This is a genomic window from Paraburkholderia sp. BL25I1N1 (assembly GCF_003002025.1).
In the GTDB taxonomy this organism is placed as follows: domain Bacteria; phylum Pseudomonadota; class Gammaproteobacteria; order Burkholderiales; family Burkholderiaceae; genus Paraburkholderia.
Genome location: NZ_PVZB01000030.1, coordinates 24,623 through 37,172 on the forward strand (window position 1 = coordinate 24,623; position 12,550 = coordinate 37,172).

The 12,550-nt window shown below is 57.1% G+C and carries 12 protein-coding genes and 3 pseudogenes; 5 read left to right on the plus strand and 10 right to left on the minus strand.

All coding sequences use genetic code 11. The features are described 5' to 3' along the window. Window positions 1-24 precede the first annotated feature (24 nt). Complete coding sequence (locus B0G73_RS33205; RefSeq protein ID WP_106285368.1) at window positions 25-921, plus strand: LysR family transcriptional regulator; 897 nt, start codon at window positions 25-27, stop codon at window positions 919-921. Between the two features lie 133 nt (window positions 922-1,054). Here the strand turns inward: B0G73_RS33205 and B0G73_RS41780 are convergent, their stop codons facing one another. Then, the gene (locus B0G73_RS41780; protein ID WP_181196692.1) at window positions 1,055-1,249 is read right to left on the minus strand and encodes a hypothetical protein; all 195 of its coding nucleotides are present in this window, start codon (window positions 1,247-1,249) and stop codon (window positions 1,055-1,057) included. Between B0G73_RS41780 and B0G73_RS41945 the strand changes: the two are divergent. Beyond that, window positions 1,240-1,431, plus strand: a pseudogene (locus tag B0G73_RS41945) (ATP-binding protein); the annotation flags it as partial. The gene B0G73_RS41780 and the pseudogene B0G73_RS41945 overlap by 10 nt on opposite strands. Window positions 1,432-1,599: 168 nt before the next feature. Here the strand turns inward: B0G73_RS41945 and B0G73_RS41470 are convergent. Then, on the minus strand, window positions 1,600-1,734 hold the full coding sequence (locus B0G73_RS41470) for a hypothetical protein (RefSeq protein WP_258194066.1): 135 nt from the start codon (window positions 1,732-1,734) through the stop codon (window positions 1,600-1,602). Window positions 1,735-2,233: 499 nt separating this feature from the next. Here B0G73_RS41470 and B0G73_RS33220 point away from each other — a divergent pair, with 499 nt between their 5' ends. Together B0G73_RS33220 and B0G73_RS33225 are read left to right on the plus strand one after the other, a co-directional pair. Continuing rightward, entirely contained in the window at window positions 2,234-3,238 is a 1,005-nt protein-coding gene (locus B0G73_RS33220; protein WP_106285370.1) for a hypothetical protein, read from the plus strand. An 83-nt stretch (window positions 3,239-3,321) separates the two neighbouring features. Beyond that, window positions 3,322-4,306, plus strand: a pseudogene (locus tag B0G73_RS33225) (transposase); the annotation flags it as partial. Window positions 4,307-4,433: 127 nt separating this feature from the next. Here the strand turns inward: B0G73_RS33225 and B0G73_RS33230 are convergent. The 3 genes and pseudogenes from B0G73_RS33230 to B0G73_RS41950 form a co-directional block, all read right to left on the minus strand. After that, window positions 4,434-5,441, minus strand: a complete 1,008-nt coding sequence (locus tag B0G73_RS33230) for a transporter (protein WP_106285371.1) — start codon at window positions 5,439-5,441, stop codon at window positions 4,434-4,436. A 135-nt stretch (window positions 5,442-5,576) separates the two neighbouring features. Further along, window positions 5,577-6,137: pseudogene (locus B0G73_RS41475) on the minus strand (integrase core domain-containing protein); the annotation flags it as partial. Then, window positions 6,103-6,390 (minus strand): hypothetical protein, encoded by a 288-nt coding sequence (locus tag B0G73_RS41950; protein ID WP_374957044.1) that lies wholly within the window; start codon window positions 6,388-6,390, stop codon window positions 6,103-6,105. The gene B0G73_RS41950 and the pseudogene B0G73_RS41475, both read right to left, overlap by 35 nt. A gap of 235 nt (window positions 6,391-6,625) precedes the next feature. On the opposite strand from B0G73_RS41950, the gene B0G73_RS41790 reads away from it, so the two are divergent. After that, the gene (locus tag B0G73_RS41790) at window positions 6,626-6,778 is read left to right on the plus strand and encodes a helix-turn-helix domain-containing protein (RefSeq protein WP_308706158.1); all 153 of its coding nucleotides are present in this window, start codon (window positions 6,626-6,628) and stop codon (window positions 6,776-6,778) included. A gap of 559 nt (window positions 6,779-7,337) precedes the next feature. On the opposite strand, the gene B0G73_RS33250 is transcribed toward B0G73_RS41790, so the two are convergent. From B0G73_RS33250 to B0G73_RS33270, 5 genes are all read right to left on the minus strand, one after another. Further along, complete coding sequence (locus B0G73_RS33250; RefSeq protein WP_106285373.1) at window positions 7,338-8,225, minus strand: glutamate/aspartate ABC transporter substrate-binding protein; 888 nt, start codon at window positions 8,223-8,225, stop codon at window positions 7,338-7,340. A gap of 663 nt (window positions 8,226-8,888) precedes the next feature. Beyond that, a complete protein-coding gene (locus B0G73_RS33255; RefSeq protein ID WP_106285374.1) occupies window positions 8,889-9,572 on the minus strand; it encodes a LysR substrate-binding domain-containing protein in 684 nt (227 codons plus the stop codon). A 157-nt stretch (window positions 9,573-9,729) separates the two neighbouring features. Then, the gene (locus B0G73_RS33260) at window positions 9,730-10,440 is read right to left on the minus strand and encodes a ribonuclease activity regulator RraA (RefSeq protein ID WP_106285375.1); all 711 of its coding nucleotides are present in this window, start codon (window positions 10,438-10,440) and stop codon (window positions 9,730-9,732) included. A gap of 35 nt (window positions 10,441-10,475) precedes the next feature. After that, a complete protein-coding gene (locus tag B0G73_RS33265) occupies window positions 10,476-11,261 on the minus strand; it encodes an SDR family oxidoreductase (RefSeq protein ID WP_106285376.1) in 786 nt (261 codons plus the stop codon). A 10-nt stretch (window positions 11,262-11,271) separates the two neighbouring features. Further along, window positions 11,272-12,474, minus strand: a complete 1,203-nt coding sequence (locus tag B0G73_RS33270) for a pyridoxal phosphate-dependent aminotransferase (RefSeq protein WP_106285377.1) — start codon at window positions 12,472-12,474, stop codon at window positions 11,272-11,274. Window positions 12,475-12,550: the final 76 nt, after the last annotated feature.

The window sequence follows — 12,550 nt, forward strand, 5'->3', positions numbered from 1 at the left end:
AAATATTTGATATGGGCGGCTGAGATGGACAATCTCGATCTGAAGAACCTGATGGTGTTTGATGAGGTGTACCGCACGGGCAGTATTTCGCGAGCGGCGGAGAAGCTGGACCTCGGGCAGTCAGCCGTCAGCATGATCCTGACCAAGTTCCGGAAGCATTACGGGGACCCATTGTTTGTCCGCACGTCCGAGGGCATGCAACCCACCCGCCTGGCGGACGAAATAGTTGGCCCCATCCGCCAGGCCATGATTGTGCTTAAGACGACGCTGCATCACCGGGCGGAATTTGACCCCAAAACATCCGACCGCATGTTCAGCCTCTGCATCACAGACATTGGTCAGCGGGTAGTGATGCCGCGTCTATTGAAGCACTTGCGCGACGTGGCACCCGACATTCGAATTGACCTGAGCTATACGTCAGAGCACACGGCCCGGCAGTTGGAGTCCGGCGAAGTCGATCTCGCGATGGGTTTTCTGACGAAACTGGAAGCTGGAATCTATCAGCAGCAGCTCTTTCCCGACCGATTTGTTTGCATTGTCAATTTGCACCACCGTCGCCTTACCGGCACGACGCTGGGCCTGGAAGAATTCGAGCGAGAGTCTCATCTGATAGTTACAACTTACGGAACTGGCCACGTCATTGTTGAAGAAGCGTTGGAGCGCAACGCCATTAAGCGAAGAATAGGACTGCGCATCCCCAACTATCTGGGAGTTGTTTCGAATATCGTTTGCACCGAATTTCTCGCGATAGTCCCCGAACGATTCGCGCGCATAGTTGCCGAGAGCAATCCCATCAAGGTGATAGAGCTACCGTTCACTGTGCCCAACTTCCGTGTCATGCAGCACTGGCATGAGCGTAACTCGCGCGACCCCGCTAGCGTCTGGTTACGCGAAACAATTGGGACACTGTTTCGAGAATAAAACGACGTTGCTGCCGTATATCTATATATCTCCCAAGCTATCAGCTTCGGGCCGAGGCTCCAATGACGGCAATGGGAAGTTCAAAATTGATGAACCGGACAGCGGACAGTTCATACTTGGACGAACCGTGGGTTCAAAGTTGCCGAAACTCGTGCCGCACGATCTCGCGCGGCAGGTTCGGATTGAATGGTTTGTGCCCGCGTTTGCGGCGCGGATTGCCCGCGACCGACTTGCCGGGGCCGTTTTCACCCGCGGGCGCGTCAGCACTTGTCGCCAGCGCCTCAACTTCGTTGAACTGGCCGACCAGACCTTCGCGCCGATGCAACACTCACGGCGGCGCTCCTCGACCGGCTGCTTCATCATACACACGTCGTGCCGATCTCCGATGACTCGTACAGGCTGAAGGAAAGGCGTCAGGCCGGCATGATCAACCGCATCCCACCGTCGCACCTGAACGACGGGGACTGGGTCAAACACAAACGCAATTCGAAGGAGGCAGCACTCAGATAATAACCGCACGCGTAGGTGTATTAAATCCAAATTGCGTTTGCGTCCGAAGCTGTATCAACTTGAGGTCGCGTTTGACACCTTCGCTATTACCCGGTCACCACCTAGCTCGGGTAGTAACGCCAGGTGTAGCCATTGCAGCGGCTCGGGCATATCCAGAACGGCGCACCATTACGCAGCGCCGAGCTTGGACTGAATCAACGGAATGTCATGCTGCCAGTCGTATCGCACTACGCCCGTCGGCCAGTCGCTCATGCTCTGCGACCACTGCGTCACTCGCCCGGTCCAGATATCGCGCGAGTCCAAGTTTTCGTCCGCATCTCCCGCGCGAACTGCCGATGCGCCATGCAGCGACTTCCGAAGTCGCAACCGCACGTCACTGACAAGCATCAGCGCGTCACTGCTGGGTAAGACTTTGGTAACGGATTTTCCTACACTCCTTCACAAGAGCTTCCGCCGCATTGGAGAGCTCCATAGAAAAACACACGATCCCACTATAAGGAGACTCGAACGAGACGATCCCTCCGCAACTGGAGCTTCGCCGCTTCTGAACGTAGTCCTGGCAATCAACTTTGGGGCCTAGGCGTATCGTCCGCAGTCAGCGACTTAAACTCGACAGCATTCGTACACTGCCCGCGCACGCACCCGTCCTTATGGGTCGTTGGCCTTTGAGGCTTGAGCTTATCCGTGGCATGGATGCCGATCAAAGATCGGCGCTGTCACTGACTGCCCACCTGATCGGACGACTTCTGATTAGCTAGCCGGGGCTATCCTACAACATTGGATGAACAATTCAGAGTCAACTATGAAAAACAGATGGATTTCCAGGCGCATTAAGAAACTCGACGCTGAAGATGACTATGACGAAATCTGGAAGCTCATGACGGCGTACCGAGCTAATGACTTCATCATGAATTTCATCTATGTGGTGACTTTTCCCCACTTCTTCGTACGCGAGCATGACGCGCGGCCACTTATCGATGACGGCAATGGAAAGATACTAATCAATGGCGACCGGCGCGCCGACGACACGTCGTGGAAAATGCAGGTTTGGTGGCACTACGGATCGGACCATGAGAAGACACGGAAGAATGTCGAGTCGATCAACCGGATTCACGAAGCCTATGCAAAGCGCTTCCCCGACAGTTTCGGACATCTCGAAAGCTACTTGTATACGCTATGTTACGAAGCTGCCGGCATGCACCGATTGATGCGGCGAGTTGGCATGCGCGGTTTTTCTGCGAAGGAGCAGCGCGTTGCAGTAAAATATTGGTCGACGATGGCAGTTCTATTCAGGAACGCTCAAACAGGTGAGCGAATTAGCGGCTTTCCCGGGACTTTCGACGGGATAATGCGGTTCATGGATACCTACGAGTTGGACGGGATGACCGAGCCTTCTCATGAAATGGGCCGGATTGCAGCGCGAGCGATTTTGGATCAGTTCGCACAACGATATTTTCCCCGGTGGCTGCACGGCCTTGCCCACGCCTGGATCATAAGCCTTTACCCCGGAAATGTCCTGAAGGCTTATGAACTGAAACCCCTTCCACGCGCAGTCGTCAAACTGTTTCGGCTAGGCACAGCTGCCTTCCTCTGGTATGGGGAAAGGATTGTGCCCGACCCGATCGACACTTTCACAGAAAGACGCGAGGCGAAGCTGGCCCGACGGAAAGCAAGCGTTGTTACCACCGAGACGTCACACGATGCTGCTCAACCCGAGCACGAGACCGCCCTTCGGGCAGGATGTCCTCATTTTAGAGGTGGCACTGAGCATACGGACAGGTCGGTAAGTGGTAAAACCGGAGCCTGAGTCGGCCACAATGGCCGGAAACAGGGACCAGAATAGTGACAAAACGGAGCGACGTGCGCGCACGCCCCGCGTTCTAGGCGAGGGTGGCAGTTGCAGTTGATAAAGGTGTCCTCGTCGCTTATCTAGTGGGTCTCGCTATGCGCCGCATCGCCAACCCGCAGGCTGGTGAACTCAAGACCGATGTCCGCGATGCCCCCATCATTGCAGAAGCTGCGGGCTCGATGCCGCAGAAGCTGCGCTCACTTCGGCTGGCTGACGAACCGCTCGGCGAACTTACCGTCCTATGCGGCTTCGACGGCGATCTCGCGGCACAGATCACGCAGACCAGCGCCCCCATTCGAGGCCCGCTCGCCAGATCCATCCGGCGCTGGAAAGGGTACTGGGACCGCGCTTCGACCATCCGGCTGTGCTCGGTCTGCTTGAGCGATAGCCCGCGCCCGGTGAGCTCGCCTCAGCCAGCGAAAAAACACTGGCCGACCGCCTCACCAAACTCGCACCTCGCATGGGCAAAAGCCCTGGCCATCGAAATCGTACAGGCGCTCAGCGAACAGGCGGTGATCGTGCCCGGTACTTAGCCAGCAACCATCGTCATGCGACGCCTTGCTCAGCAACTCGCGTCCCTGCGCAAGCAACGCAAAGCAAGCTGGCGGCGAAGTTGAGCGCCTGGTGCACGCACACCCTCTTTGGCCGGTCCTGACCAGCTTGCCGGGAGTCGCCGTCAGGACCGCCGGCACAGTGCTCACTGAAGTCGCTCACAAAGCGTTCGCATCAGCCGCGCATCGGGCTGCTTACGCTGGCCTCGCCCCGGTCACCTGACGCTCGGGCTCATCCGTTCGGGGGTGAACATCCGCCCCGACGGGGTAACAAGGTGCTCAAGAGAGCGCTCTTCCTTTCGGCCTTCGCTGCCCTGCGGGCCCCCATCTCAAGGGACTACTACGCGCGCAAAGTCCAGCGGGTAAGCGCCGCAATCAGGCGCTCATCACTCTCGCCCGACGACGTTGCGACGCGCTGTGCGACGGCGCCCACTGCCAACCGAAATCCGCCTCTACTTCTCGACGAATCACATAGGGGCATCGCTTCGCTCGCTGTGATCAACTTGCGGTGGGACGTGCACCACTAGAATGCGTCCATGCTGGGCGCACGAAATGAAAGCGGCGCAGTATCGCTGCGCCCACATTGGCCAAGATGACTGCTCTTAAAACAGGTGAATCCACCGCAAGTTGACCACAGCGGAGTTTCTGAACCGGTTCCGCACAAGTGTTTCGGTATAGGTATTCAGCCAAAATTTGTCGCTCTTTCGAACGTCATAATAAAGGCCTGGACCGATACCTAGTACTTGTTCGCGCGATTCAGGAACGCTTGCTCCATTTATACGGTTTTCCGTAATCTGACGAAGATAGTAACCGTTTATACCGAGGCGCAGCTTATCGGTTAACCTGTATGAGGCGGCGAAGTTCGTGTAAAAAACCTGGCCGGCCTGTGTATCCTCAATGCCAGGAGCGAGAGGGGCGCCGCTTGCTGGCTCGTTATTCTTGAAGCTGTATTGGTAGTGCGGTCGCAAGCTAATTTCGAAACTCGGTCCAAGGAGAAAGGTGAACGACGCCGTAATACCTATCCCCCAAAAATGATTACCTGGATTCAGATCGACAGACGGATCATACCTTCCAGTCGGGAATGCCCCGTATACCTCTGCGCGACTCACAAACACGGGGTGGCCATCGACCATAACCGGGTCCCATTGCAGCAGGACTCCCAAGCTCATATCACCGAGCCCCGCGTGACTGGTCGTTGGTGTGACACCCGGGTACGGCGGCGGTGGGGTGAACGATGGACTGAGGTTCACAAGGGGCAAGATGACGTCAATGCCGGGGTGCCCGCCGAAAATCGTTGTAGCCGTGGGAAGCTCGTAAAGAACCTGCTCCACAAGCGTTTGTACATTCAACTGCGGATTGTTGAAAAGAGGCGAATTGGAGCCGTTGCTGGTCTTATACGCATTAGCATGCGTGACGGCAAAGTAGCTTTGCACTGCGAGGTCGCCGGGATTCCCGCCGAAGCCGTCAAGAAAGGAAGTGCTTCCCAAGTCGAGCCCAGTCGGAAGCGTGACCGTCGGCAAGACGGCATGGGCGTCGAACTGCGCGCTGGCAACCAACGCAACCAGAAGTTTTGAAGCGGCGATGGCCCAGTTGCGGACGGGTCGTCTCATTTTTTGTCTCCAAGGTAGTTATGAAAATTTTGTAGTTTTTTTCCTAAGCTCTTCAGCGCGCTGAGGGCCGTTTGGAAAGGAGTGTAAAAAAAGAGCTTGGCGATGTCTTATCCGGCAGTGACGTCAAGATGTCTGTCAATGACGTGCCGGTGTAACTTGGACTTGCCCCTGCATAACCGGACACACGGTCATGCTTAGGTAGGCGAATTTTGTTTGCCAGCGGAAGTCGCGTGGCGAGCGGTATTTCAGGGCGCTGTGCGGATGCAATTCGTTGTAGTGGCCGAACACGATGGCCACGTTTTGGGGCCTGTCCTCGCGTCAGGCTTGGGCATCCACGAAACTTAATCGCGCTTCATCGTTTTGACGAAGCCCCCAGCCTTTCCGTTGTTCTGCGGAGTTCGGACGGGTGCCGTGATGGGCTTCAGACCGATTGCCCGCGAGACCGTCAGAGTCTCGTCGGCAATGCAGCAGGAACCGTAGTCGCTAAGTCACTCGATTCGCTATCGGTTTCAGCGCCCCATGGAAGCGGTTCGCGACGGCCGGAAGCATTACGTCACGCACCAACCATGTCACCGGTGTAACCCCGGTCCTCGCCCCCCCAGCTCATAGCGTCGCGGTGGCAGCATCCAATGCAAAGACGACCAGCAATGGCACACCATCGTCACAACGGAATTCGAAGCCGTCCGAGCACCAGCGCGCACTGCCCCCAGGAGGACACCGGCAGAACGATCAGCCCCTTCGATGCAACTCGCCGCCTTCTGGGCAGATAGCGCTGCAGATTCCCCTCGGACAGGGACCCTTCTAGGTACGCACCCGCATACACGTCCGGTGACGAATACGGCTGAAAATACACGAGATTGCCCGTGCCCACCTCACCGCCCGGCGCCGTCGGGCGGAGGAAATAGTTGAACCCAACTTCGAACCGGTCAGCCACCGACGCGTAACTCACGATATGGCCGCCGGGTAGCCGTACGCCTCGTTCGCGCGTACCAACACGGCCAGCGCATTTCAGTGCAGTGCGCTGGCCAAACGCTCTGGGACTTCGAGATTGCCGCGCGGCGCTCATATAAGCGTCATCCAAGAGGTCCGGTCGGGCACGCAGCCATCTCGCGCGCACTACCTTTGCGCTAAGGTTCAAGGAACTGACCGGGCTTTCGCCGATGGGCTATGTGGCGCGTTGACGAATGACGCTAGCCGCAGACAGGCTAAGACATTCCCGTGACTCCGTTGCCAGGATCGGCCTGCCGTCGGGTTATGAATCGGAGAAATCGTTCAGTGCGGCGTTTAAGCGGGTCATGGGCTGTTCGCGCCGCCGGTATGGTCGTCGACTAAGCTGAGGTCTTCACCATGTGCAATAGTTCCGGATACGAAGCCACTATTTGTGTGATTCGCAGGCATGGCTTTCCAACTCGTGTGTAAGACGTGCGACACGCCCAACCGGGCAACGCGATCGATGGGAGTCTTACCGCGAGCGAGCCGTGCGGGCGACGCCACTTGTAGTCAAACGACCATCCCTCCACTCGTTGCCACCAAGGACGGTGGCTGGATGCGAACGTTTATTCCGGGCGCTCTCGGTTTGCGCTCCGTGCTCTTTCGCGCATGCGTCGACGGGTCGGTCGAAGTGCTGACGCGCCACCTGCAAAGGGAATGTGGTCCACGGACAATCGCTGCCAACCCAGTAGCGCCCGGCGCAATTGCGACCGGCATTGGTGGCGGCATCGCGCGCGAACCTCCCGACGTGAACAGGCAGGTTGCGGACATGACTGCGCGACGCAGCGTCGGCTAACCAATGATATTGGCCTAACGCAAGGCGCTCATCCGACGGGCTTGACTCTGACCACTCTGCTTGAATCGCGCAGGGTGCGCGCCGCGCCGCTCTTCACTAACGCCTGACGTTCAATCGAGCGCCTTGTCGCTCGGATTGTTATAAAGATGCTTCACTGCCTCACTCATGGGGAAATTCAGATTCAGGTTCTTAGGCGGAATCGGGCTTTGAAACCATTTCGCGTAAATTTTCGCGGCCTCGCCCGATTTTTCCATGTCCGCAATAGCGTCGTCCGCGATCTTTTTGAACGATGGATCGTCGCGGCGCACCATGCAACCATACGCCTCCCGCGACTGGGGACTTCCCACGATCTCCCAGTTGTCGGGCTGCCGCGCTCGTGCCCGAGCTCCTGAGAGAATCGCGTCGTCATTCATGTAGGCGACTGCTCTCCCCGTTTCCAGCGCCTGAAACGACTCGCTATGGTCTTTCGCGCTGATGATGCTCATGCCCATCTGCTTCTCGTTGTTCATCTTCCTGAGCAGGCGTTCCGATGTGGTTCCGGCCGTCGTGACTACGGTTTTGCCTTTCAGGTCCGAAAAATCTTTTACCCCAGAGTCTTTTGCAGTCAGCAGTCGCGTACCAATAATGAAGATCGTGTTGGTGAAGGCAACTTGCTTCTGCCGCTCGAGATCGTTAGTTGTGGAACCGCACTCAATGTCCACCGTACCGTTCTGTACGAGCGGAATGCGATTTTGGGAGGTCACCGGGATATCGCGAACTTGCACCCCCGGAAGACCGAGTTTCTTTTTCACTGCCTCGACGACTCTGAGCTGAAATTCCCGCGAATACCCCACGACTTGCTGTCGATCGTCGTAATATGAAAACGGGACAGATGACTCGCGGTGTCCAAGAGCAATGAGGTTTGTTTCTTTGATTTTATGCAGCGTACCGCTTTCTTGGGCGTGAGCGTTCGCAGCCAAGAAGCAAAAAACAACATGCGAAAGTACCTTGCGTTTCATGGAATCTCCCGTTGCGCGTGCTTTGAAAAAACCTCTTTGACGGTCCCGTCGACCTATGGAAACCACCTATGCAATGGTCATCTAGCCACTTCCTGACAGCCCTTCGTAGTGTCCGCTGAAAACTACTTGATGTCCCGAATGTGACCGACGACGTAAGAAGTCTATCCGCGACAAAATCCACAATTCGCTATATATTTTTGAGCTTTGCACAAATCTCCGTTGTATGTTTTTTCATCGGAAGTGGTTCGGTCGGCGGCAACGCCGCAGCGTCGATCGTAGCTGCGACCCATTCGATAACCTCCGACGCTTCTCAGGATATGTCGCCTATCGAGACGAATGAACAATTTGATCGAGTGTCGAGAATGGTCGAAACGTTGCGGCCACGCGAAACACCCTCACTGGCCGGCAAGAGGCCACACTTCGGTACGTCGAGCGTTGCTTGTTCGCTAGATATCGCGCTGAAACAGCCAGCGCACGGTTCACACCCTTGGTAGTGAGGCGACCAATAGGAAGGAAGGCGCGGCTGATGCGCCGACGGACGTGCTTGCCGGACGGTCAGTGCCGACACAGGCAAGGCCCGATGCTGCGACGTCCGTGCTGTACTTCGCAAGGCGACAATAATTCCGCGTCCTGACCAACCTGCCTGTCACCTCCCTCTTTTTATTAGCGAGCGCGGCCTTTGTCGGCGGTCTTCTTGCTGCCTGTCGCTTCGCTCATCGACCGAACGAACACTTGGACCTGAGCACGACGTGGCAACTCTTGACGTTCGACGATACCAATTTCGCGTGAGAAGGTTGCCCCGCCAAGTGGGAGCGTCGTAACGCCATGCGGCATAGGTATACCGTCTAGCCCCGGAACGATCGAGACTCCGACACCCTTCGCGACAAGCGCCATGACCGTGTTCAAGTCGTCCAGCTCGATAACTTCGCCATGGCTGACGTGATTCATTTCGAAGATACTGTCCACGTGCCGTTGATTGAAGGAATCGCGGCCAAACCGTAGAAAGGGCCGGGAACTGAGTAGATCCCTCCAGTGCTCGTTTTCAAGGCTCTCAGGCACCAGGACGACGAACTGCTCCGTCGCGAGTGGATGCCACTTCAAATCGACAGGTAGAGAAAACGGCGGCTTGATAATTATGGCGCCGTCCACTTCCCCAGAAAGCACCTGCCCTACAAGGTTCAGCGAAACACCCAGCCTGATTTTTAGACGACATCCCGGCAAGAGTTTGCGAAACTCACAGACTCCATCAACGAGCCAGGTGCCGTTCGCCAAAGCGGTCGAGCCGATAAGGACCGACTCAGACACGGCCGGGTGTTGACCTACGGAATTGTGCAGATATTGTCCCATCGAGATTCGAGGAAGTTATCATCGCCTGATTCGGGACCGACAGGCTGGCATCAGTGCGTTAGGAAAAGCAGCCAGCCACCGGGGCCGCGTGAAGCTCGTGCGCGGTTCGTCTGCGGCTGGCGGCAATAGCTTCGCCGCCGTCACGCTACGGGCGATCTCAACCCTTCTTGGATGCCTCGTACCGCGCCTTGTTTTCTTCGTTCGGAGGATACAGACCGGGCAATGCAGCACCGGCATTGACCTCATCCATAATCCAAGCTTCGAAACGTTCCTGTTCGACAGCGGCCTGAATTACATCGTCAACGAGTGCCGCAGGGATAAGAACCGCGCCGTCCTGGTCGGCGACGATGACGTCGCCAGGGAAAACGGCGACCCCGCCACAAGCGACAGGCTGCTGCCAGTCCACGAACGTGAGGCCGGCTACCGAGGGTGGTGCTGCCGCACCCGCCGCCCATACTGGCAAACCGGTCGACAAGACGCCCGTTGCGTCACGAACAACACCGTCAGTGATAAGCGCGGCGACGCCGCGCTTGGCCATTCGTGCACAAAGGATGTCGCCCCATACCCCCGCGTCCTTCACGCCCATTGCGTCGACCACCGCGATACATCCGGCAGTCATCTGCTCGATAGCACCGCGAGTCGAATTTGGTGACGACCAGGACTCGGGCGTCGCCAGGTCTTCACGTGAAGGAACGAACCGCACCGTGAAAGCCCGACCGACAACGCGCTTCGTGCCAGATGCAATCGGAAACGCTCCGCGGATCCACACATTGCGTAAGCCCTTTTTGAGCAAAATGGTCGTGAGCGTTGCCGTCGTGACGCTCGAAAGTGCCGCGAACTTCTGTTCATCTGCTTCGAAGGTCGACATAGCGACTCCTTTTCTATCTGGATATGTAAAGCGGACTAGACAGCCGCAATCAAACCGCCATCAACACGGATGGTCGACCCGGTGATGTACGATGCGCGCTTACTGGCGAGGAAGGCCACAACATCGGCGTACTCTTGTGGATCACCGTAACGCCCCATTGGGATCGACGCCTCACTCTCTAACTGGACTGCGGCGGCCTCGCGGCCCTCCCGTTTCGCCTTGGAGTCGTCGAGAAAACGAGTACGGGCCGTGGCAATTCGGCCCGGCACGATTACGTTAGATGTAATCCCGAACTTCGCGACGTCGCGAGCCAATGTCTTCGACCATCCGACCAGAGCGATGCGCGTAGCGTTCGAGAGACCGAGGTTAGGGATCGGAGCAATGACTCCCGACGATGTGCTTGTAATGATCCGACCCCACCCGCGGTCACGCATTCCAGGAAGCAACAGGTCCGTGATGCCAATTACCGATATCACCATCGATTCAAACGCTTCGCGCCACACGTCCTCGGAATGGCCGAATGCAGGCCCCGGCTGGGGTCCTCCCGTATTGTTAATGAGGATGTCGATGCCGCCGATGTCTGCTAGCAGATCCTGGATCGCTGTGCGCCATTGTTCGGCAACGCCAAGATCAAAAGCCAACCCTCGGCTTTTCCCGCCGACCTCGGAGATTCGAGCCTGCACCTGGTCAAGCGACGAGGCGTCGCGATCTGCAACGCAAACATCAACGTTCTCGCGCGCCAGCGCCACCGCAATCTCGCTGCCTAATCCCCCACCAGCACTCATTACAAGAGCCCGTTTACCGCTCAAACCAAGATCCATAATCCGCCTCCTAATTTAAATTTTCGCAGGCTTCTCGAATGCGCCTGCAAGCTTCCTCAAGCCGCTCCGTCGCCGTCGCAAATGAGATGCGAAAGTAGCCAGGAGTCCCGAAGGCACTCCCGGGCACGACTGCTACCTTCGCTTGCTCAAGAAAATACCGTCCGACGTCCATATCGTTCTTCAACTTTTCGCTCCCGCAAGTTGCACGATCGAGCAAGCCCTCGCATGACACAAAGAGGTAGAACGCCCCTTCCGGACGCCGGCAACTCAGACCCGCAGTTGCATTGAGCGAGTCGAGGCACAGGTCACGTCGAATTCTGAAGATCTCGTTTCGTTCGGCAAGGAACTCCATGGGACCGTCAAGCGCAGCCAGCGCGGCCGCTTGTGCAATCGAACTTGGGTTGCTGGTGCTCTGTGACTGGATGGTGCTCATGGCAGAAATCAGAGCGCGAGGCCCTCCTGCATAGCCGATCCGCCAGCCGGTCATTGCGTAGGCTTTTGACACTCCGTTCACCGTCAATGTACGCTCCTTTAGCCGCGGCTCGACAGAGGCAATTGTTGAGAACGACCACCCGTCGTACCGGATGTGCTCGTATATATCGTCGGTCAAAACAAGCACGTGCGGGTGCCGGAGCAACACGGCGGCCAGCTCCGCCAGTTCCGCCGCCGAGTATCCTGCGCCCGTCGGGTTGCTAGGCGAATTGATCACAACCCATTTCGTCTTTTGGGTAATCGAATCGCGTAGCTGCGACGCGGTGAGTTTGAAGTCCTGGCTCGCAGGGCAATGAACCTCCACTGGCCTGCCTCCCGCGAGGCGAACCATGTCGGGATAGGACACCCAATACGGCGCCGGGATGATCACCTCATCGCCAGGATTTAGCGTTGCGACGAGGGCGTTGTAGATGACCTGTTTTCCCCCGGTTCCAACACTGATCTCGGGAACCTCGTAGGCAAGCCCGTTGTCGCGCTGAAATTTCCTTGCGATCGCTTCCTTGAGTTCGCGAGTGCCGTCGACGTCCGTGTATTTTGTCTGCCCGCCATCTATCGCGGCTTTCGCCGCCGTGTTCACATGCTCCGGCGTAGGAAAATCGGGCTCGCCTTGCGACAAGCCGATTACGTCGATACCCTCCCGTCGCATATCGCCTGCTCTTTTCGTAATTGCCAGAGTCGGCGATGGCTTAACCGTGTTGAAGATCTCAGATAAAACTTGCATTACGGATCCTTATTTCAAGAAGAACGCAACTAGTATTCTTTAGATCGGCTTGTATGCGCGCACCGCGTTCGGCCAC